The 20,743-nt window shown below is 66.0% G+C and carries 19 protein-coding genes; all 19 read left to right on the forward strand.

From position 1 onward, the window contains the following. Window positions 1-367: 367 nt before the first annotated feature. On the forward strand, window positions 368-1,828 hold the full coding sequence (gene ccoN / locus CHB97_RS16485) for a cytochrome-c oxidase, cbb3-type subunit I (RefSeq protein WP_089289089.1): 1,461 nt from the start codon (window positions 368-370) through the stop codon (window positions 1,826-1,828). A gap of 20 nt (window positions 1,829-1,848) precedes the next feature. Beyond that, entirely contained in the window at window positions 1,849-2,568 is a 720-nt protein-coding gene (gene ccoO / locus CHB97_RS16490; protein WP_089289090.1) for a cytochrome-c oxidase, cbb3-type subunit II, read from the forward strand. Further along, complete coding sequence (locus tag CHB97_RS16495; RefSeq protein ID WP_089289091.1) at window positions 2,568-2,738, forward strand: cbb3-type cytochrome c oxidase subunit 3; 171 nt, start codon at window positions 2,568-2,570, stop codon at window positions 2,736-2,738. Before ccoO ends, CHB97_RS16495 begins: the two co-directional genes overlap by 1 nt. Then, a complete protein-coding gene (gene ccoP / locus CHB97_RS16500) occupies window positions 2,725-3,591 on the forward strand; it encodes a cytochrome-c oxidase, cbb3-type subunit III (protein WP_089289092.1) in 867 nt (288 codons plus the stop codon). Before CHB97_RS16495 ends, ccoP begins: the two co-directional genes overlap by 14 nt. Continuing rightward, window positions 3,591-4,940, forward strand: a complete 1,350-nt coding sequence (gene ccoG, locus CHB97_RS16505) for a cytochrome c oxidase accessory protein CcoG (RefSeq protein ID WP_089289093.1) — start codon at window positions 3,591-3,593, stop codon at window positions 4,938-4,940. The genes ccoP and ccoG overlap by 1 nt, the downstream gene beginning before the upstream one ends. Then, window positions 4,937-5,407 carry a FixH family protein gene (locus CHB97_RS16510; protein WP_089289094.1) on the forward strand — a complete coding sequence of 157 codons (471 nt, stop codon included), beginning with the start codon at window positions 4,937-4,939 and terminating at the stop codon, window positions 5,405-5,407. Before ccoG ends, CHB97_RS16510 begins: the two co-directional genes overlap by 4 nt. Then, window positions 5,404-7,635 (forward strand): cation-translocating P-type ATPase, encoded by a 2,232-nt coding sequence (locus CHB97_RS16515; protein WP_200819987.1) that lies wholly within the window; start codon window positions 5,404-5,406, stop codon window positions 7,633-7,635. Before CHB97_RS16510 ends, CHB97_RS16515 begins: the two co-directional genes overlap by 4 nt. Continuing rightward, on the forward strand, window positions 7,626-7,790 hold the full coding sequence (gene ccoS / locus CHB97_RS16520) for a cbb3-type cytochrome oxidase assembly protein CcoS (protein ID WP_089289095.1): 165 nt from the start codon (window positions 7,626-7,628) through the stop codon (window positions 7,788-7,790). Before CHB97_RS16515 ends, ccoS begins: the two co-directional genes overlap by 10 nt. Further along, complete coding sequence (locus CHB97_RS16525; protein WP_089289096.1) at window positions 7,787-8,341, forward strand: hypothetical protein; 555 nt, start codon at window positions 7,787-7,789, stop codon at window positions 8,339-8,341. The genes ccoS and CHB97_RS16525 overlap by 4 nt, the downstream gene beginning before the upstream one ends. Window positions 8,342-8,375: 34 nt before the next feature. After that, entirely contained in the window at window positions 8,376-9,062 is a 687-nt protein-coding gene (locus CHB97_RS16530; RefSeq protein WP_089289097.1) for a sulfite exporter TauE/SafE family protein, read from the forward strand. Window positions 9,063-9,371: 309 nt separating this feature from the next. Further along, window positions 9,372-10,031, forward strand: coding sequence for a hydrolase (locus CHB97_RS16535; RefSeq protein WP_089289098.1), 660 nt, complete (start codon window positions 9,372-9,374; stop codon window positions 10,029-10,031). 261 nt (window positions 10,032-10,292) lie between these two features. Continuing rightward, a complete protein-coding gene (locus tag CHB97_RS16540) occupies window positions 10,293-10,550 on the forward strand; it encodes a DUF1427 family protein (RefSeq protein ID WP_089289099.1) in 258 nt (85 codons plus the stop codon). A gap of 83 nt (window positions 10,551-10,633) precedes the next feature. Then, window positions 10,634-12,499: an amidohydrolase gene (locus tag CHB97_RS16545; RefSeq protein ID WP_244559572.1), complete on the forward strand. Its 1,866-nt coding sequence runs from the start codon at window positions 10,634-10,636 to the stop codon at window positions 12,497-12,499. Between the two features lie 225 nt (window positions 12,500-12,724). Next, on the forward strand, window positions 12,725-13,144 hold the full coding sequence (locus CHB97_RS16550; protein ID WP_089289101.1) for a DoxX family protein: 420 nt from the start codon (window positions 12,725-12,727) through the stop codon (window positions 13,142-13,144). A 1-nt stretch (window position 13,145) separates the two neighbouring features. Then, window positions 13,146-14,756, forward strand: a complete 1,611-nt coding sequence (locus CHB97_RS16555) for an MFS transporter (RefSeq protein WP_089289102.1) — start codon at window positions 13,146-13,148, stop codon at window positions 14,754-14,756. Then, entirely contained in the window at window positions 14,753-16,003 is a 1,251-nt protein-coding gene (locus CHB97_RS16560; protein ID WP_089289103.1) for an alginate export family protein, read from the forward strand. The genes CHB97_RS16555 and CHB97_RS16560 overlap by 4 nt, the downstream gene beginning before the upstream one ends. 13 nt (window positions 16,004-16,016) lie before the next feature. Next, window positions 16,017-16,682, forward strand: coding sequence for an RNA polymerase sigma factor (locus CHB97_RS16565; protein WP_244559573.1), 666 nt, complete (start codon window positions 16,017-16,019; stop codon window positions 16,680-16,682). Continuing rightward, the gene (locus tag CHB97_RS16570) at window positions 16,682-17,638 is read left to right on the forward strand and encodes a FecR domain-containing protein (RefSeq protein WP_160105939.1); all 957 of its coding nucleotides are present in this window, start codon (window positions 16,682-16,684) and stop codon (window positions 17,636-17,638) included. Before CHB97_RS16565 ends, CHB97_RS16570 begins: the two co-directional genes overlap by 1 nt. Window positions 17,639-17,770: 132 nt before the next feature. Further along, the gene (locus CHB97_RS16575; protein WP_200819988.1) at window positions 17,771-20,704 is read left to right on the forward strand and encodes a TonB-dependent receptor; all 2,934 of its coding nucleotides are present in this window, start codon (window positions 17,771-17,773) and stop codon (window positions 20,702-20,704) included. Window positions 20,705-20,743: the final 39 nt, after the last annotated feature.

The following is a 20,743-nucleotide window of genomic DNA, read 5'->3' on the forward strand; positions in this document are numbered from 1 at the left end:
CAACCTATTTGATCGTCACCCCTTGTGCCGTGCGGTCCTTGGGATTCCGGCACCCTTGCATTCCCGCCATGCTGCAATGCGATGCTGCGACACTTGCGCCGTCGACAAAGCGCCGCCCGCCATGGCAGAAGCGTCACCCCATGAATGGTTGCGTGTCTCACAAGCTGGCCGGATGCATGGCTCTGCCAAACATTCAGCCGTGTGAATCACGCCAACCGCGCCCGCTTGCCTGCCATCCGCCTTTTTTAAGGGCGGGCGGTGGGCTGTCGCCTTTGTCGCAGGGCCCTGTCGGGGTCTTGCCGGGGCGGGCGGGTAGAACAGTTTGTCCGGCGAGTTTGTTCCAGCCCCTGAAAACGGGACCAGAAGCATGAGCACCCCTTCCACCAGCCTGGCCCCGGCCGGGTCCATTCCCGGCCTGAATGAGGCGATTGTCCGCCGCTTCACGCTTGCCACCGTTATCTGGGCGCTGTTCGGCTTTGCCGCCGGCACCTGGGTGGCGACCCTGCTGGCCTTTCCGCACCTGAATATGGGGCTGGAAGGCAGCTTTGGCCGCCTGCGCCCGGTTCACACCACCGGCGTTATTCTGGGCTTCGGCGGCAATGCGCTGATCGCCACCTCGTTCTATGTCGTGCAGCGTACCTGCATGGTCGGGCTGTGGGGCGGCAAGCGTCTGGCCAACCTGTTCTTCTGGGGCTATCAGGCGTTCCTGGTCATCGCCATTTCCGGCTATCTGATGGGGATTACCCAGAGCAAGGAATATGCGGAACCGGAATGGTATGCCGACCTGCTGCTGCTGGTCGTCTGGGTGATCTATTTCGCCATCTTCGCTGGCACCATCGCCCGCCGGCGGGAACCACATATCTATGTCGCCAACTGGTTCTATCTGGCCTTCATCATCACGGTGGCCGTGCTGCACATCGTCAATAACCTGGCGATGCCGGTGGCGATCACGGGCACCAAGAGCTATTCCGCCTTCTCCGGCGTGCAGGATGCGCTGATCCAGTGGTGGTACGGCCATAACATGGTCGGGTTCTTCCTGACCGCCGGCTTCATCGGCATCATGTATTATTTCGTGCCCAAGCAGGCGGAACGGCCCATCTATTCCTATCGCCTGTCCATCGTGCACTTCTGGGCGCTGATCTTCCTCTATATCTGGGCCGGTCCGCACCATCTGCACTTCACCTCCCTGCCGGACTGGACGCAGACGCTGGGCATGGCCTTCTCCATCATGCTGTGGATGCCGTCCTGGGGTGGCATGATCAACGGCATCATGACCCTGTCGGGCGCCTGGGGTAAGCTGCGCACCGACCCGATCCTGCGCTTCCTGGTGGTGGCCGTCGCCTTCTATGGCATGGCCACGTTTGAAGGCCCGCTGATGGCGCTGAAGTCGGTCAATGCCCTGTCGCATTACACCGACTGGACCGTTGGCCATGTGCATTCCGGTGCGCTGGGCTGGGTGGCCTTCGTTGCCTTCGGCGCGCTCTATTACATGGTGCCGCGCCTGTGGCGCCGGCCGCTCTGGTCCATCCGTCTGGTCGAATGGCACTTCTGGATCGCCTCCATCGCCATCGTGCTCTACATCACCGCCATGTGGGTCAGCGGCATCACCCAGGGCCTGATGTGGCGCGCCTATGATGCCATGGGCTTCCTGCAATACTCGTTCGCCGACAGCGTGGCGATGCTGCACCCCTATTACGTCATCCGTGCGCTGGGCGGGGTTCTGTACCTGACCGGCGGCATCCTGATGACCATCAACTTCGTCATGACCATCCGCCAGCCGGCCAGCCGCGAAGATAAAGCGGCTGTGTCCCCGGCCGTGACGGCCTGATCGGCGGGAGGGAATAGAGAATGCCCAATCACGCGACTATCGAACGCAGCCTCTCGCTGCTCTCCATGCTGGCGCTGCTGGTGATTTCCATCGGCGGTCTGGTGGAGATCGTGCCGCTGTTCCGCATTGAAACGACGGTGGAAAAGGTGGCCGGGATGCGGCCCTACAGCCCGCTGGAACAGATGGGCCGCAATATCTACACCCGCGAGGGCTGCTATCTCTGCCATAGCCAGCAGATCCGCCCCTTCCGCGATGAGGTTGACCGGTACGGCCATTACTCCATCGCGGCGGAGAGCATGTATGACCACCCGTTCCTCTGGGGGTCCAAGCGCACCGGTCCCGATCTGGCCCGCGTTGGCCTGAAATATTCCAACGCCTGGCATCTGGCCCACCTGGAAGACCCGCGCAGCGTGGTGCCGGTGTCGATCATGCCGGCCTATGCCGAACTGAAGAACCGCGACCTGGACCTGACCAGCATTCCGGACCATCTGACGGCCCTGCGCAAGGTGGGCGTGCCCTATACCGATACGCAGATCAAGACCGCCATCGATGACGCCAAGGCTCAGGCCAGCGGCGTGGATGCCGATGGGCTGCTGGCCCGCTATCCCAAGGCCCGCCTGGGTGATTTCGATGGCCAGCCGAACCGCGTCACCGAAATGGATGCGCTGATCGCCTATCTGCAGGTGCTGGGCACGCTGGTTGATTTCCGCGATGCCCGCCTGGATCCGGGGGCCAAATAATGACGGAAGAGGCAATCCTGTCGCTGCTGCGTCAGGCCTGGCTGGTGATGGCCGTGGTGGTCTTCTTCGCCCTGCTGTGGCGGACCCTGCGGACCAGCAACGGCAAGACCATGCGCGATCACGCGCTTATTCCTTTCCAGATCAAGGATGATGATCATGGCGCAGCGTGAGCGCGATGCATTGACCGGCCGTCTGACCACGGGTCACGAGTGGGACGGTATCAAGGAACTCTCCACGCCGATTCCCACCTGGTGGATCACGACCTTCCTGATCTCCATCATGGTGGCGCTGATCTATCTGTGGCTGATGCCGTCCTTCGCCACGACCAAGAGCCTGGAGCCGGGCCTGCTCGGCTGGTCCTCGCGCGGGGAGCTGCGGGAGGAACAGGCCATCGCCGCCGCCGCCCAGGCCCCCTGGCGCCAGCGCCTGATGGCCGTGCCGCTGGAGGAAGTGAGCAAGGATGAGGAGCTGCGCCGCTTCGTGCAGGCCGGCGGCCGCGCGCTGTTCAATGAAAATTGCGCACCTTGCCATGGTGTGGGGGGCGGTGGCCAGCAGGGCCAGTTCCCGGCGCTGCTGGACGATGACTGGCTGTGGGGTGGCAAGCCCGCCGATATCATCCAGACCGTGCGCCACGGCATCCGCAACACGGATGAGGAAAGCCGCCAGTCGGCCATGCCGGTGTTCGGCGACAGCCTGTCCAAGGAACAGATCGCCAATGTGGCGGATTATGTGCTGACGCTGGCCGACAAGTCCAAGGCCGACAGCCGCGCCGCCCTGCCGGGTGCCGCCCTGTTCAAGGATAATTGCGCCGGCTGCCATGGTGAGAATGGCGAGGGTGGGCGTGATTTCGGCGCGCCGCGCCTGAATGATGCCATCTGGCTCTATGGTGGCAGCCGCGACGCCATCATCCACCAGATCACCAGCCCGCGCATGGGCTCCATGCCCAGCTTCGCCAGCCGCCTCAATGAGGAATCGCTGCGGATGCTGGCGCTCTACGTCCATGGCCTGGGCGGGGGTGAGTGATGAAGGGCGTCCCCGCCACAGCCAGCGGCCGCTATCGTCGCATCAAGACGGGGCTGGCCTGCCTGCTGCTTGGCTGGTTTTTCCTGGTGCCGTTCCTGCGCTGGGACCGGGGGCCTGACCTGCCGGGCCAGGCCATCCTGTTCGACCTGCCGGGACGGCGGCTGTTCCTGTTCGGCTGGGAATTCTGGCCGCAGGATCTGCCGATCGCCGTGGGTCTGCTGGTGGGGGCCGCCTCTCTGTTATTTTATGCCACCGCACTGGCGGGCCGCGTCTGGTGCGGCTTTGCCTGTCCGCAGACGGTGTGGACCGATCTGTTTTTCGCGGTGGACCGGTTTTGTGAACATCGCCGCATCCCGCCGGTGCTGGTGAAGATCGCCATCGCCCTGCTGACCGGGTTCGGTTTCGCCTGCTGGTTCACCGATGCGCCGACGCTGGCCGGCCGGTTGCTGGGCGGGTCGGCTGCCCCCGGTTCCTATGGCGCGGTCCTGATCATTGGCGGCCTGACCTGGCTGCTGGGTGTTTATGCCAAGCAGCGCGTCTGCCTGCATATGTGCCCCTGGCCGCGCTTTCAGGCGGCCCTGCTGGACCGTGACAGCCAGGTGGTCACCTATCAGGCCTGGCGCGGTGAAAGCCGGGGCCGCAAGCGCATTCCCCTGCGGGAGGATCTGGGTGGAGAACCGGGCGGCACGCGCGGCGATTGTATTGACTGCACCCGCTGCGTCGCCGTCTGCCCCACCCTGATCGATATCCGCGACGGGCTGCAGATGGGTTGCATTGGCTGTGGCCTCTGTGTTGATGCCTGCGACACGGTGATGGACAAGATCGGCCGCCCCAAGGGCCTGATCCGTTTTGACAGCGAAACGAATGCCAACGCCAAAAGCTGGACCAAGACGCTGCCGCGTCCCTTCGCGGCCAAGCCGATGCTGTTCCTGTCGGTGGCGGTGCTGGCCCTGGGGGCGGCCCTGTTCGCCATGCTGACGCTGAGCCCGCTGCGCGCTGATCTGGACCCGCAGCGCAACCCGCTGTTCGTGCGCCTGTCCGATGGTGGCATCCGCAATGATTTCCTGCTGCATATCCAGGCCCGGCAACCCGGCCTGTCCACCCTGCGCCTGCGTCTGGCGGAAGGGGAGGCGGGTTTGCTGCGACTGGCCAGCAGTGGGGATCATATCGGTGCCGAAACAGTTGACGTGACGCTGGATCAGCGCGAGTTGCGCGAACGTCTGCTGATCACCCGCCCGGCCGGGGCCGATGCCAAGGGCCGGTCGCCGCTGCATCTGCTGGTGCAGGATGCCCGCGACGGGCGGTTGCTGGGCACGGTGGAAACCCAGTTCTGGGGGCCGGAATCATGAAGCGTGACCGTTGGATTCCCTTTGCTTTTGTGGGCTTTTTCCTGCTGCTGTTCTCGGTACAGGGCGTCTTCGTCTCCATCGCGGTGAAGACCTTCCCCGGTCTGGTGACGGACAAGCCCTATGCCACCGGTGTGGGCTATAATGCGGTGCTTAAGGAACAGGCGGCGGAAGCCGCCCTGGGCTGGCAGGTGCAAACCCGCTTTGAACCGACCGGCCCGCTGGCCGGGCGGCTGACGCTGCAGGTGACAGATGCCAACGGGGAGCCTGTGGAAGCGCATATCGTTGCGCAGGCGGAACGGATGACCAAGTTCCCGCAGATCGTCGAACTGGCGACGGAAACCACGTCCCGTGGTGAAGCGGTGCTGCCGGTGAAGCTGCCGCTGGCCGGCCGCTGGTTCGTGCGGCTGACGGTGAACCGTGGCGCTGACCATGTGGCCCGCATTGTTGAAATTGAGGTCTGGCCGTGACAGCGCTGGCCGGCACCTTCCCGTCCGAACAGCGGACCCTGCCGGAACAGGGTTCCGTGCTGGGCTTCGTTGACCGCGACGGGGCGGAATGCCGGCTGAATCTGCTGGTGGAGGGGGCGCATTGCGCCGCCTGCATCCAGGCGGTGGAAGGGGCGGTGGCGGCCGAACCGGGGGTGACCGAGGCCCGGTTGAACCTGACCCTGCGCCGCCTGAGCCTGCGCTGGCAGGGCGATGCCGCCGAGGCGGACCGGCTGGCCGCGCGGATTGAGGCGGCGGGTTACAAGGTAGTGCCCTTCGACCCGGAATTCCTGGAAAGCAGCGACCAGCAGACTTGGCGCAACCTGTTGCGCGCCCTGGCTGTGGCCGGCTTTGCCGCCAGCAACGCCATGATGCTGTCCATCCCCGTCTGGGTTGGTTTCGCTACCGATATGGAAGAGGGCACGCGCCTGCTGTTGCAGGCGATCAGCGGGCTGGTGGCGGTGCCGGCGGTGCTTTATGGCGGGCGGCTGTTCTATCGCTCCGCCTGGAATGCGCTGCGCACGGCGCGGACCAATATTGATGTGCCCATCACGCTGGGCCTGCTGCTGACGCTGGGCATCTCTGTGGTGGAACTGCTGCGCGGCGGCCCGCATGTCTATTTTGACAGTGCGGCTTCCCTGCTGTTTGTGCTGCTGCTGGGGCGGGTGCTGGAATTCCGCGTGCGGGCACGGGCGCGGCAGACGCTGGAACAGTTCCTGCTGATGCAGTCGCGCGGGGCGACGCGGGTGATGGCGGATGGCACGCTGGCGCAGCTGCGCGCGGCCGATATCCTGCCCGGCATGGTGCTGCTGGTGCGCCCCGGCGAACAGGTGCCGGTGGATGGCACCATCCTGTCCGGCCATAGCGAGATGGACCGCGCTGCCGTGACGGGCGAACCGGTGCCGCTCTCCGTGGCACCCGGTGACGCGCTGGTGGCCGGCATGATCAATGGCGGCGGGGCGCTGCATTTGCGCGCCGACCGCGCCATGGCCGACAGCCATCTGGCGGAAATGGCGCGGCTGGTGGAAGCAGCGGAGACGCGCCGGGGCCATCTGGTGGCGCTGGCCGACAAGGTCTCCGCCATCTGGACGCCGATCATCCATGCCTGTGCTGCCGGCACCTTCCTTTACTGGCTGTTCCTGGGCGGGGCCGGCTTTGCCACCGCGCTGCTGTATGCGGTGGCGGTGCTGATTATTGCCTGCCCCTGCGCCATCGGGCTGGCTGTGCCGGCGGTGCAGGTGGTCAGCCGGGGGGCGCTGCTGCGCCGGGGCATTCTGCTGCGCGGCGGCGATGTGCTGGAACGGCTGGCCGTGGTGGATCGGGTGGTGCTGGACAAGACCGGTACCCTGACAGAGGGTCGTCCGCGCCTGCTGCGCGACCCCTCGCGCGATCCGGCGGTGCTGGCCCTGGCGGCAGGGCTGGCGGCGCACAGCCTGCATCCGTTGGCCCGCGCCCTGGCGGCGGCGGTTCCCGCCGGATCGGCGGTGGAACTGACGGGCGATGTGCAGGAGGTGCCGGGCGCCGGCCTAGAATGGCAGGGGCCACAGGGTGCGGTACGCCTGGGCTCGGCCGGTTTCTGCGGGGTGCCGCCGGGTTTTGGCGCAGCCGAGATGGAGGCGGCCTCCACCGTCTGGCTGGCCCGCCCTGGTCGGCCGCCCGTCTGTTTCCGCTTTGCCGATACCGTGCGGGCAGAGGCGGCGGAACTGGTGACCACCCTGAAACGCGCCGGCCTTGCCCCCTCCATCCTGTCCGGCGATGCGCAGGGGCCGGTGATGGACCTGGCCAAGCGGCTGGCGGTGCCGGCCGTGGCCGCCGCTGACCCAGCTGCCAAGCTGGCAGCGCTGGAGGCGTTGCGCGCCCAGGGCGCCCATGTGCTGATGGTGGGCGACGGGGTGAATGATGCGCCGGCGCTCGCGGGCGCGCATGTTTCCGCCAGCTTCACCCATGGCGCCCCGGTCAGCCAATGCGCGGCGGATATCGTGCTGCCGGCGGGCCGTCTGACCCTGCTGCCGGAAGCGATGCGGATTTCCCGCCGGGCCCTGGGCCTGATGCGGCAGAACATGATCATCGCTGCCATCTATAATGCCGCCCTGGTACCGGTGGCGATGACGGGGCATGTCACGCCGCTTGCGGCCGCCATTGCCATGTCGGTCAGTTCCCTGACCGTGACCTTGAACGCGCTGCGCGCGGGGTGGGGCCGATGGACGTGATCCTTTTTCTGATACCGCTGGCCCTGGGGCTGGGCGGATTGGGCCTGGTGGGCTTTTTCTGGAGCCTGGATAATGGCCAGTATGATGACCTGGATGGCGCTGCCCAGCGCATTCTGAATGAACCGGACGATAAGGTTGGAGGGGTTGAAAGATGAATGAGTTGCTGCGCGGGGCGATCAATCTGGTCATGGCCGCACTGGCCGGATATCTGATGGGCGGGCTGATCGGCACGGCGGTGGCGGTGGCCCTGCTGGCCCTGGCCTATGGCGTGTGGCTGGCCATCCGCAGCCTGCCCAAGAATCCCGGTGACAGCGCCGCCGCCAAGCTGGCAGGTGAAGGCCTGGGCCTGCTGGGCAAGGCGCTGGCCATTCCGCTGGGGCTGATCGGCGCGGCTGTCGTCATGGGGATCGGCATTGGTCTCAGCATCGCCCAGCCGGTGCTGCGCCCCTTGGCCGCGCTCAGCGTGCTGGCAACGGTGCCCGGCCGGCTGTATCGTTTCGGGGCCAGCCTGTTCAGCGACCAGCTGCTGCCCTGGACTCTGGGCAATGTCATCCTGCTGTTGATCGGCGGCGTGGTGGTGATTGGCATCGATGTGGCCTTCTATGCCGCGCTGATCGCCGTGCCGCTGCTGATCCTGGCACTGGCCCTGCTGGCGCTGAAGGGTGGCGAAGACCCGGAGGCGCAGGGGGCGGGGGACCATCACTGACCCCTGCGGTCCCATTCACTTGTTTTAGGTTCCTATGGAAGAAGTCAATTTCATCGGCGGGTTTCTGTTGGGTCTGGCCAGTGCCTTGCACTGTGCCGCCATGTGCGGCGGCATCGCCGGCAGCCTGCTGATGGCATTAACACCGGGGCGGGAGACATCCCGCCCCTTGCTGCCCCTGCTGGGGCTGCAGGCCGGAAGGGTGCTGGCCTATATGCTGGCCGGGGCCATTGTCGGGGCGCTGGGTTCTACCTTCTATGGCATGTTCGACCAGCGGGAGGCCTATCGCGTCATGCAATGGGCCGCCGCCGTCACGCTGGGCTGGATCGGCTTTTCCCTGACCGGTCTGGCCCCGCCGCTGTCCATTTTCGACCGGCTGCTGGCCCCCATCGGCAAGGGGCTGGAGATGCTGCGCCGTCACGGCCGGATCGCCGGGCCGCTGGCCGGTATCCTCTGGGGTTTTCTGCCCTGCGGCATGGTCTATGCCGCCCTGTTCTATGCCATGCTGGCCGGCAGCGCCCCGCAGGGGATGCTGGTGATGGCCGGTTTCGGCCTGGGCACGCTGCCCGCCGTCACGCTGGCCGCCATCGGCTATGGCCGCATTGTCGCCTGGGCCCGCCGTCCGGCCCTGCGCCGCGCCATGGGGGCGCTGTTGATTCTGCTGGCCCCCTTGTCGCTGCTGGTGCCGGCCTCCCTGATCGAGGCCATCTGCCGGGTGGTTTGACCCCGTTACCGGCTGAATTCCATCCCGCCAGAGGGCCTGCGACACCACGCGTGCCGCAGGCCCTTTTTGCATCTGCGCCACCCCATACCACGGGTATATGCCGATGGTCCGGGTGCGGAATGGTTCGCTGTTAAAAGTTCTAAAGCCCGGCAATCCGGACAAGCATCGGCGGCCAATCTGGTTAAGATCAGCGGCGAACATAATCGATCAGCATTGTTCAGCATTTCAAACACGATCCCGCACAGATCAGGGCCATAGCGCTTCTGGCAAGGCCCACCCATGCCTGCAACCCTTTAAGGAACCGATCCCATGTCCATCAAAGCCACCCCGACGCCCGGCCCGCTGCTGCTGTCCCCGCAGGACCACACGCTGATCATGATCGATTTCCAGTCGCAGATGGCCTTTGCGACCAAGTCGATCGATGCGGTGGAGCTGCGCAACAATGCCGCCCTGGTGGCCCATGCTGCCAAGGGCTTCGGTGTTTCCACCATCCTGACCACCGTGGCGGAGAAGAGCTTCTCCGGCCCGATGTTCGCTGAGATCACCGAGGCTTTCCCCGGTCAGAAGCTGCTGGATCGCACCTCCATGAACACCTGGGAAGATGCCCCGGTGATCGAGGAAGTGAACAAGATCGGCAAGGGTCGCCTGGTGTTCTGCGGCCTGTGGACGTCTGTCTGCATCGTCGGCCCCACCCTGTCGGCGCTGGCCCAGGGCTATGAGGTCTATGTGATCGCCGATGCCTGTGGCGACGTTTCCACCGAAGCGCATGATCGCGCCATGGACCGCATGGTGCAGGCCGGTGTCCGCCCGATGACCTCGCTTCAGTACATGCTGGAGCTGCAGCGCGATTGGGCCCGTACCGAGACCTATGACATGACCACCGGTATCGCCAAGAAGTTCGGCGGCGCCTATGGGCTGGGTATCATCTACGCCAAGACCATGTTTGGCGCGTCCGAAGGCGCGCATTGAGGGATGTCGGGGGCTTGGCCGGTGGGGGCACTGCTTCTCCGGCCAGGCCTGCTTTTGTGAGTGATTGTTTTAGCGGACCGTTTCCGCCCCCTACCGTCACCCCGGCGCAGGCCGGGGTCCAGTATCGTAGAGCAAGGTGCTTGCGGCCCCTGGACCCCGGCCTGCGCCGGGGTGACGGTGGAAAAAGGGGACGGTTGCGGACGGCCATGTTTCAAAACCGCCGGGAAGTTACGTACTCCCCCACCCAGGAGCCCGCCGCCCATGAAGCCCTATCTCCTCTCGCTTGCCGCCGGGCTGCTGGTCGGTGTGATCTACAGCCTGTTGAATGTGCGCTCCCCCGCACCGCCCACCATCGCGCTGATCGGTCTGCTGGGCATCCTGCTGGGTGAACAGGTGGTTCCCGTGGCCAAGCGGCTATGGGGTGGTGAGTCCGTTGTCTCCTACCTGCGCACCGGTTGTGCCAACCATGTGATGGGCCGGCTGCCGGACGCGCAGGACAATGAAGGCCGCCCGACATGACCGGGCCGACGCGTCGCGGCACCCTGGCGGGTGCCGCATCCCTTTTCATCACCCCGTTCCTTGCCGACCCTGGGAGAGCCGCGATGCCCGGCACCGATCTGATCCTCACCAACGCCAAGATCACCACGCTGGACCGCGCCAACCCGCAGGCCCAGGCGGTCGCCATCCGCGACGGGCGCTTCCTGGCCGTCGGGTCGGAGGCAGAGGTACGCGCGGCTGCATCGCCGGATGCGAAGATCATCGATGCCAAGGGACGGCGCGTCATCCCCGGCCTGATCGACAGCCATATGCACATCATCCGGGGTGGGCTGAATTACAATATGGAATTGCGCTGGGACGGGGTGCCAACCCTGGCCGACGCCATGGCCATGCTGAAGAAACAGGCTGAGGTGACGCCGCCGCCGCAATGGGTGCGGGTTGTCGGCGGCTTCACCGAACATCAGTTCGCCGAAAAGCGCCTGCCGACGTTGGAGGAGATCAACCAGGCGGCCCCGGAAACCCCGGTCTTCATCCTGCATCTCTATGACCGGGCGCTGCTGAACCGGGCCGCCCTGCGCGTTGTCGGCTATACCCGCGACACGCCCAACCCGCCGGGTGGGGAGATCATCCGCGATGGCAATGGGGAGCCGACAGGCCTGCTGCTGGCCAAGCCCAACGCCACCATCCTTTATTCCACGCTGGCCAAGGGGCCGAAGCTGGCCCCGGACTATCAGCTCAACTCCACCCGGCATTTCATGCGGGAAATGAACCGGTTGGGTGTGACCGGGGTGATTGATGCCGGCGGCGGCTTCCAGAATTATCCCGACGATTACCAGATTATCGAAAAGCTGCATGGCGACGGGGAACTGACTCTGCGCATCTCCTACAACCTGTTCACCCAGAAGCCGAAACAGGAACTGGCAGATTTCGCCGGCTGGTCGAAACAGGTGAAGCCGGGCCAGGGCGATGACACCTATCGCCATAATGGGGCCGGCGAAATGCTGGTCTATTCCGCTGCCGATTTTGAGGATTTCCGGGTGGAGCGGCCGGAGATGCCGCCCAATATGGAAAGCGACCTGGAACCGGTGGTGCGCCTGCTGGTGGAAAATCGCTGGCCCTGGCGTCTGCACGCCACCTACAACGAAACCATCACCCGCGCGCTGGATGTGTTCGAAAAGGTGAACCGGGATGTGCCCTTTGACGGGCTGCACTGGTTCTTCGATCATGCCGAAACCATCGACCAGCGCAATATCGACCGCATTGCGGCCCTGGGCGGCGGCATCGCCGTGCAGCACCGTATGGCCTATCAGGGTGAATATTTCGTCGAACGCTATGGCGCGAAAGCCGCCGAGGCGACCCCGCCCATTGCCAAAATGCTGGCCGCTGGCGTGCCGGTGGGGGCGGGGACGGATGCCACCCGGGTTGCCAGCTATAACCCCTGGGTCTCGCTGTCCTGGCTGGTGACGGGGCGCACGGTGGGCGGCCTGTCGCTCTACCCCAACACCAACCGGCTGGACCGGGAAACGGCGCTCCGCCTGTGGACGGAGGCCAATACCTGGTTCTCCAACGAACAGGGCAAGAAGGGGCAGGTGAAGCAGGGCCATTTGGCCGATCTGGTGGTGCTGTCAGACGATTATTTCAGCGTGCCGGAAAGCGAGATCCTGCACATCACCTCGGTCCTGACCCTGTTGGGCGGCAAGGTGGTGCATGGGGCCGGTGATTACGGCCCGCTGGCCCCAGCCCTGCCCAAGCCCATGCCCGATTGGTCGCCGGTCGCCACCTTCGGCGGCTATTACCAGCCGGCGCGGGACAAGGATGGCAAGCTGCTGAAAATGGGCTCGCTCTGTGGCTGCGCCACGGCTTGCGGCGTGCACGGGCATGACCATGCGGCGGCGCTGGGCGCGAACGTTCCGGCGGCGGATGCCGGCGGGTTCTGGGGGGCGTTCGGGTGCGGGTGCTGGGCGGTGTGAGGCGTCTTTCCGCCACATCGTTTCCAACGTCACGCCCATTCCTAGGTTCCCTCATCAACCGTCACCCCGGCGAAGGCCGGGGTCCAGAATCAAAGGGCGCATTGCTCTACAAGCTGGACCCCGGCCTTCGCCGGGGTGACGGTGAGATGTCGAGCGGGAAGCCCCCTTCGCTGAGCGCCCTGTGATGGCTGCCAACGAACAGCCCCCAACCGAAAGCCCCCACCCATGCGCGACACGCCGGCCCCTCTGGCCTCCCTGCTCACCGCACCCTGGTTCGATCTGGCCGCGCGTGTGCTGCTGACGCTGCCTTTCTGGACTAGCGGCATCGCCAAGCTGTTCGACATCCAGGGCGCCCTGGCCGAGGCCGCGCATTTCGGGCTGGAACCGGCCTGGGCGACCGTCATCGCCACGGTGCTGGTGCAGATCGGCGGATCGGTGCTGCTGATCTGGGGCCGGTTTGCCTGGTTGGGGGCGGGGGCGCTGGGGGTGTTCACCGCGCTCGCCACCCTGATTGCCCATCCGTTCTGGACCATCGCTGACCCGATGGTCCGCTTTCATGAACGCAATACTTTTCTGGAACATGGCGGGTTGATCGGCGGGCTGGTGCTGGCCGCCATCCTGTCATGCCGGCGGCGGGGGGTGTGACATGGAAGCTGCCCCATTGCCATCCGCCCCCCCGCCGCCGTCCCCTTCCGCCACCCCCGGCCCCCTGCACCTGCCACTGTTCCGGGCGCTGTGGATTGCCACCATCGTGTCCAATGTCGGCACCTGGATGCATGATGCCGGGGCCGGCTGGTTGATGACCAGCCTGTCCGAGGCGCCGATCATGGTGGCCCTGGTACAGGCGGCCACCACCCTGCCCATGTTCCTGTTCGCCCTGCCGGGCGGGGCGCTGGCTGATATTGTGGATCGCCGCCGCCTGCTGATCGGGGCCCAGCTTTGGGCGCTGGTCTGTGCCGGCTTGCTGGCCGTGCTGACCTTCATGGGGCTGACCGGGCCGCTGGTGCTGCTGGCGCTGACCTTCGCCATTGCCACCGGGGCGGCGCTGTCCGCCCCGGCCTTCCAGGCCATCGTACCGGAACTGGTGCCGCGCCCGGCCTTGCCCGATGCGGTGGCGTTGAACAGCCTGGGCATCAATATTTCCCGCGCCATCGGCCCGGCGCTGGGGGGCTTTATCATCGCCGCCGCCGGCACACCCGCCGTCTTCGCCCTGAACGCCCTGTCGGTGCTGGGGGTGATGGTGGTGCTGGTCACCTGGCGGCGGCAGGTGGCGGCCCCCACCTTGCCGGCGGAACGCTTCTTCGGCGCCTTGCGCGCCGGTGCCCGCTATGCCCGACATTCACCGGCCCTGCAGACGGTGCTGATCCGCTCCATCGGTTTCTTCCTGTTTGCCAGCGCGCTCTGGGCCTTTGTGCCCATCATTGCCCGGCGCGAACTGGGGTTGGGGCCTGCCGCCTATGGCGGGTTGCTGGGCTGCATGGGGGCGGGGGCCGTGCTGGGGGCGGTGCTGCTGCCGCATGTGCGGGCACGCACTGGGGCCAATGGCTTGACCATTGGCGCGACGATTTTGTTCGCCCTGGTCGCCGTCGGGCTGGCCCATGCGCGGAACTTTGGGGAGGCGGCCAGCGCCATGGCGCTGGCCGGCATGGGCTGGATCGCCATGCTCTCCAGCTTTAACGTCGCCGCCCAGATGGCAGTGCCGGCCTGGGTGAAGGCCAGGGCGCTGGCCGTCAATCTGCTGGTCTTCCAGGGCTCCATGGCGGCGGGCAGCACGCTGTGGGGGACGCTGGCCGGGCATCTGGGCATCCCCATGACCCTGATGGTGGCGGCGGCCGGTCAGGTTCTGGCCCTGGTGCTGGCGCTGCGCTGGCGGATCAGCGGGGAAGCCGCGGGTAACCTCGCCCCGTCTTCCCACTGGCCGGCGCCCTTGGTGGCCGCCGACATGCCGGTGGACCGGGGGCCGGTGATGATTACCGTTGAATACCGGGTCGATCCGGCCAGGGTGGCGGATTTCAGCGCCGCCATGCAGGTGCTGCGCCGCATCCGCCACCGCGACGGCGCCATCAGCTGGGGGCTTTACGAGGATGCGGCCGAGCCGGGCCGCATGGTGGAGAGCTTTGTGCTGGAAAGCTGGCTTGAACATCTGCGCCAGCATGAACGCGTCACCCATGCCGACCGGGAAAACCAGGAGGCGGTGCGTGCCTTTCATCTGGGGCCGGATGCGCCTGTCGTCCGCCACCTGATCGCCCCCTCATGAGACGGTGTCTTGCCGGTCTGGCGCTGGCCCTGGCGTTGAGCGCACCGGCCGGAGCCGAAAGCCCCACGGTCACGCCGGGGCTGGATCTGCGCCTGCGCTGGGAGGATCTGGCCCATGACCAATGGGGCCAGGGGGGCGACCATTATCTCTATGAACGGGTCATGCCCTCGCTTTCGGTGAAGGGGGACGGGTTTCGCCTGTTCACCCAACTGATCGGGGCCGGGGTTACCGGAATGCGGGCCGATCCCGGCCCGCCGGATCGCACCGGCGTTGATCTGATGCAGGCATCGCTCGCGGTTGATCTGGTGCAGGCCGGGCCGGTCGCCCTGTCGGCCAGCGGTGGCCGGGAATTGCTGGGGCTGGGCTCTGAACGGCTGGTGGGGCGGCGGTTCGGCGCCAATGTGCCGCAGCCGTTTGATGGCGGGCGGTTGATCCTGTCCGGCAAGGGCTGGAAGGCGCAGGCCCTGTGGGAACGGCCCGTCATCACCGGGTCGGGTGATTTTGATGACCAGCCGGGCCAGGGCCGTTTCCTGCGCGGTCTCTACACCACGCTGCAGGGGGCGCAGGGTGTGATGGATGCCTATCTGCTGGCCAGCGGCCAGGGCACTGCCCGCTATGCCCAGGGGCATGGCCGGGAACGGCGGCGCACGGCGGGTATCCGGCTGGCCGGCAAACAGGGCCCCTGGTCCTGGAATTGGGAGGCGATGGCCCAATGGGGCCATTTCGTCGACCGCAATATCCGGGCCTGGTCGCTGGCCAGTGAGACGGGCTATCAGTTCGCCGATCTGCCCCTGTCACCCCGCCTGCTGCTGCGGGCCAATATTGCCAGCGGGGATGGCGATCCCAAGGATGGCCGGCTGGGCACCTTCAACCCGCTCTACCCGCGCGCCAAATATTTCGGGGAACTGACACCCATCGGCCCGCGCAACATCATGAACCTGCATCCGGGCCTGGAACTGGATTTGGGCCATGGCTTTGACCTGTCGCTGGTCAGCCTGTTCTATTGGCGGGAAAACCGCCATGACGGGGTCTATAGCGTGCCCGGCCAGCTGCTGCGCCCCGCCGATCCCGATGCCGGTCGGTATATTGGTCATCAAGGCGAACTGGTGCTGGGCTGGAAGGGGGAGGGGCTTTCGGTCACCGCCTCCCTTTCCGCCTTCCAGCCCGGCGGTTATCTGCGCCGCACCGGCCATGATGACACCACCACCCTGGTGGGGGTGGAAATCGGCTGGGCATTGGAGCCGTGAGGCCGGTGTGGGCGTGCCGGATCATACCAGCACGCTGCGCCGCAGTCGGGGCGGCGGCTGTCGCTCAGCCCGCACCGCCCCTGACCGGGATTGGTGGGTAGGTGGCGTGCAGGATGACACCAAACCGTCATCGCCCCGTAACCAATCTCCTGTACCAGCCCTGACCGGGATCAGCCTTGGCAGGGAGGGCACGATGGGTTCGGCGGAGACATTGCCACAGCGCGAGGCGCTTTACGGCTTCATCCTCCGCCGTGTGCGCGACCCGTTTCTGGCCGACGATCTGGTGCAGGAAACCCTGGCCCGGCTGTTGGCCTATGCAAGGACCAACAAGGTGGGCGATACGGCGGCACTGGGTTTCCGCATCGCGGCCAACCTGATCACCGATCATTTCCGCGCCGGTGGTGTGGCCCCCGCGGGTGAGCTGGATGAAGAGATCGCCTGCGGTCGCCCCAGTGCCGAACAGGTGCTGATGGAACGCCAGCGCACGGCCCTGTTCACCCGCGCGCTGGAAAAGATGCCGCCGCTGCGCCGGGAAGTTTTCATCCGCCGCCGCCTGCAGGGGCAAAGCCATCGGGAGATCGCCCAGGCCATGGGGCTGAGCGAGGCGGCGGTCGAAAAACATGTGGTGCGGGCCCTGGAATGGCTGCACCAAGAGGTGGCACGGGCGGGGAAGCGTTGATGATGGCAAAACCGGACCGTGAAGCCGCCAACCGGGATGAAGCGAGAGGGGCCGCCCATTGGGCGCTGCGCCTGGATGAATGCCCGATCCTGCCCCCGGCGGAAGAGGCGGAATTTCAGCGCTGGCTGGCGGCTGACCCCGCCCATGCCGGGGAACTGGCCGCCTTCCAGGCCACCTTGATCGATCATGCGCTGCAGGCCGCCATGGCCCGTTTCACGCCGGCGCCGCGCACGGCCACCCCCTCCCGCCGTGCCCTGCTCGGCGGTGGCATTGCCGCCGCCCTGGCGCTGACGCTCGCCGCCCCGCTGCTGCTGGACCGGCTGGGGCAGGGCGGCAGGGAGGCGACACCCGTGCGCGTGCCGGTGGGCGGCACCCAGCGGCTGGATCTGGCCGATGGCAGCCGCCTGACCATCAATGGCGGCAGCGACCTGCTGACCAGCCCGGACGGCCGTCAGGCCACCCTGCTGCGCGGGGAAGCCTATCTGGAGGTCGCCCCGGCGGAGGGGGTGCCCTTCCTGATTGATTGCGCCACCGCCCGCATCCAGAGCGCGGTTGGCGCCTTCAACCTGGATGTCGGCAGCGGGCTGACGGAAATCTCTGTCTATGAAGGCACGGCCACGGTGACGGCCGGCAGTGCCAGCCTGAAACTGGCGCGCGGCGACCGGGCCAGCCTGGAAGGCGGCCGGCTGCGCGGGCCGACCCGGTTCGACCCGCTGGCCGGCGATTTCCGCAATGGCTGGCTGGTGACCCAGGGCCTGACCCTGGCGCAGCTGGCCGAACGGCTGAACCGCAGCGCGCCGCTGCCCATCCGCATCCAGGACAAGGCCCTGGCCGACCGCCGCGTGGCCGGGCGCTTCAAGCTGACCGAGCCGGAAAAGCTGCTGGCCTCGCTGGGCAAGCTGCATGGCTTCACCGTGCGGCGGGAGAATGGGGAACTGGATTTGCGGCTGGCCTGAGGCCCAGGCCCCTTCACAAATCCCACCCAAAAGCTTCACAAAATCTTCCTGTCCGGTTTTACCCCGCCAGCCCGTCTTCCCCCAGAGCCGAACGCGCCACCAAGGGCGCGCATCATTTTGGGGGTAGAGAGCGTGAAGAATATCCGTATCGGCCTGCTGGCCACCGTGGCCCTGCTGGCCCTGTCACCCACCGTACAGGCCCAGGCCGCCAAGCCCGCCGCCGCCAGTGCTGCCCTGTCCATTCCCGCCGGCGATCTGGCCGGCGCGCTGGACCAGTTTTCCCGCCAGACCGGGCTGCAGGTGATGGCCGACCCGGCCCTGCTGGCCGGTAAGCGCACCCCAGGCGTCAGCGGCACCCAGGCCCCGCAGGCGGGCCTGCGCCAGCTTCTGTCCGGCACCGGGCTGGATTTCCAGCTGGATGGCGAAACCGTGCTGCTGCGGGCTGGCGTCACGGTGAAGCCGGCCGCCGCTGCCGCCACCAGCCTACCCGTGCAGACGGCAGCGGCCAGCGCTGCACCGGCCGCGACGGAGACGTTGGAAGAGGTGATTGTCACCGGCTTCAAGGGCTCCATCACCCGCGCCCTGGATATCAAGCGCGAGGCCGACAGCATCGTCGATGCCATCTCGGCGGAGGATATCGGCAAGTTCCCCAGCCAGAATATCGCCGAGGCGCTGCAGCGCGTGCCCGGCGTCTCCATCGTGCGCGACCGGGGCGAGGGGCTGTTTGTCCGGGTCCGTGGCCTGGGCGCCAATTTCCAGACCACCACCCTGAATGGCCGCAGTGCCGCGGTGAACGAGAATGTGCGCGACAGCGGGCAGAGCGGTCGTCAATTCCGCTTCGACACGCTGCCCTCTGAACTGGTGTCGCGCGTGGATGTGATCAAAAGCCCGACGGCGGCCCTGGATGAAGGGGCCATCGGCGGTATCGTCAATGTCCGCACCTTTCGTCCGCTGGACCTGAAGGACACGCAGCACGCCTTTTCCGCCACGGCCAGTTACCCGGAACTGGCCGATACGGTGGATGCCCGCTTTTCCGGCCTGACCAGCTGGCGCAACGAGGATCGCAGCTTCGGCGTGCTGCTGGCCGCCGTCTATGACCAGCGCACCATGCGCCAGGACCGCGCCCTGAATGGCGAATGGTCCCTGGTGCGGGCCGGCATCGACACCAATGGTGACAAGCTGCCGGATACCGGCCCCATCTACCGTTCCGCCAGCACCCGCCCGACGCTGGAGCAGGAGGAACGGGAACGTGTCGGCCTGTCCGGTGCTGTGCAGTGGAGCCCTTCGGCCGACATCAATATCAACCTGGATGTCGCCTATACCGACCTGAACATCAACTATGATGAACTGACCTATTCGGCGGATTTCGACTGGTCCAAGCTGGTGCCCGGTACAGCCGTCATCAAGGATGGGGTGCTGGTGGGGGGCGTGGTCGGCACCTCCACCCAGATCGGCCGCGAACAGTCCGAACTGGCCCATAAGAACCTGCAGGTCGGGCTGAATGGCGAATATCTGTTCGGCGATGGCTGGAAGCTGACGGGCGATCTGGCCTATTCCCGCGCCGTCAGCGACACGCCCACGCCCATCCGCCGCTCCCGCGTGCTGGGGCCGGTCGGCAATGTGGCGTTCGAATATTTTCCGGCCGGCGACAAGCTGCATAACCTGTCCTTCCTGACCGCCAATCTCAACAGCCCGTCCACCCTGCCGGGCCGCCGGCTGGAATGGCGGGTGAATGACAGCCTGGATACGGAAAAGGCCGCCCAGATCGATCTGGAAAAGCAGGTGGAATGGGGGCCGATCTCTGCCCTGCAGGCCGGGGTGAAATATCGTGACCGGCTGCGCGACTATAACCGGCGTGATTTGACCATCACCCGCGACAGGAACGGCAAATCCATCACCGGCACCTTCTATGGCGCGGAATATTACGAGACCGGCTTCCTGGTGGATGATTTCCTGGGCGAAAGCGGCGGCACGCTGCCCACCACCTGGGTGGTGCCCAATGGCGACAAGTTCTTTGAACTGATGGACCCGACCCTGATCAACCAGCCGCTGGCCCGCGCCGATCTGCGCAATTCCTACAAGATCACTGAAACCATCAAATCGGCCTATCTGCTGGCCGATCTGGACAGCGCCCTGGGCGACATGCCGCTGCGCGGCAATGTCGGCGTGCGCGTGGCCCAGACCAATCAGGTTTCCTCCGGCCACGCGGATGATGGCAAGAAGGCAGAGCCGGTGCGGTTCGAAAAGGACTATACTGACGTGCTGCCCTCGGCCAATCTGGCGCTCGATATCAGTGACGATCTGGTGTCCCGCCTGTCGGTGGCCAAGGTGATCACCCGGCCCTCGCTGGCCGATCTGGCCCCGCGTTTGACGTTGAATTCCTCCGGCACCATCCTGACCGCTGTGGGTGGCAACCCCCGGCTGGAACCGTTCGAGGCCTGGCAATATGATGCCACGCTGGAATGGTATTTCGCCCCCTCCAGCGCCCTGATCGCCGGCCTGTTCTACAAGGATATCGGCACCTTCATGACGACGCGCAAATCCACCCTGGTGGTGGATGGCGTGAATTATGAGCTGTCGGCCCGCGTCAATGGCGGGGATGCCAGCATCAAGGGGGCGGAGCTGGCCTATCAGCAGACCTTTGACATGCTGCCCGAACCGTTTGACGGGCTGGGCCTGCTGGCCAACTATACCTATACCGACACGCGTGCCACCTATTTTGACGGCACCCGGACCATCAAGGATGATCTGGAGAATGTCGCCAAGCACAGCGTCAACCTGACCGGCTTTTATGAAAAGGGGCCGATCGGTCTGCGCCTGTCCTACAGCTGGCGCGGCGATGTGCTGGCGCAGGTTGGCACCAACGGGCTGGAAAGCGCCAATGACAAGGCGTTCGGATCGCTGGACGCCAATATCACCTATCAGCTGACCGATAATCTGACCTTGGTGGCAGAGGCGATCAACCTGACGGATGAGGCGCAATGGCAGTTCGTCGCCGACGATCTGTTCTCCCGCTATGATTATTATGGCCGCACCTTCACCCTGGGGCTGCGCGCCAAGTTCTGATGCCGAACGGGGGGACGGGATGCCGTCACCCCCGTCCTT

The sequence above is a fragment of the Azospirillum sp. RU38E genome, from assembly GCF_900188385.1.
GTDB lineage: Bacteria > Pseudomonadota > Alphaproteobacteria > Azospirillales > Azospirillaceae > Niveispirillum.

Excerpts from the sequence above, each read along its gene's own strand:
- ccoN (WP_089289089.1), top strand. The coding sequence starts at position 368 with ATGAGCACCCCTTCCACCAGCCTGGCCCCGGCCGGGTCCATTCCCGGC.
- ccoO (WP_089289090.1), top strand. The coding sequence starts at position 1,849 with ATGCCCAATCACGCGACTATCGAACGCAGCCTCTCGCTGCTCTCCATG.
- CHB97_RS16495 (WP_089289091.1), top strand. The coding sequence starts at position 2,568 with ATGACGGAAGAGGCAATCCTGTCGCTGCTGCGTCAGGCCTGGCTGGTG.
- ccoP (WP_089289092.1), top strand. The coding sequence starts at position 2,725 with ATGGCGCAGCGTGAGCGCGATGCATTGACCGGCCGTCTGACCACGGGT.
- ccoG (WP_089289093.1), top strand. The coding sequence starts at position 3,591 with ATGAAGGGCGTCCCCGCCACAGCCAGCGGCCGCTATCGTCGCATCAAG.
- CHB97_RS16510 (WP_089289094.1), top strand. The coding sequence starts at position 4,937 with ATGAAGCGTGACCGTTGGATTCCCTTTGCTTTTGTGGGCTTTTTCCTG.
- ccoS (WP_089289095.1), top strand. The coding sequence starts at position 7,626 with ATGGACGTGATCCTTTTTCTGATACCGCTGGCCCTGGGGCTGGGCGGA.
- CHB97_RS16525 (WP_089289096.1), top strand. The coding sequence starts at position 7,787 with ATGAATGAGTTGCTGCGCGGGGCGATCAATCTGGTCATGGCCGCACTG.
- CHB97_RS16530 (WP_089289097.1), top strand. The coding sequence starts at position 8,376 with ATGGAAGAAGTCAATTTCATCGGCGGGTTTCTGTTGGGTCTGGCCAGT.
- CHB97_RS16535 (WP_089289098.1), top strand. The coding sequence starts at position 9,372 with ATGTCCATCAAAGCCACCCCGACGCCCGGCCCGCTGCTGCTGTCCCCG.
- CHB97_RS16540 (WP_089289099.1), top strand. The coding sequence starts at position 10,293 with ATGAAGCCCTATCTCCTCTCGCTTGCCGCCGGGCTGCTGGTCGGTGTG.
- CHB97_RS16545 (WP_244559572.1), top strand. The coding sequence starts at position 10,634 with ATGCCCGGCACCGATCTGATCCTCACCAACGCCAAGATCACCACGCTG.
- CHB97_RS16550 (WP_089289101.1), top strand. The coding sequence starts at position 12,725 with ATGCGCGACACGCCGGCCCCTCTGGCCTCCCTGCTCACCGCACCCTGG.
- CHB97_RS16555 (WP_089289102.1), top strand. The coding sequence starts at position 13,146 with ATGGAAGCTGCCCCATTGCCATCCGCCCCCCCGCCGCCGTCCCCTTCC.
- CHB97_RS16560 (WP_089289103.1), top strand. The coding sequence starts at position 14,753 with ATGAGACGGTGTCTTGCCGGTCTGGCGCTGGCCCTGGCGTTGAGCGCA.
- CHB97_RS16570 (WP_160105939.1), top strand. The coding sequence starts at position 16,682 with ATGATGGCAAAACCGGACCGTGAAGCCGCCAACCGGGATGAAGCGAGA.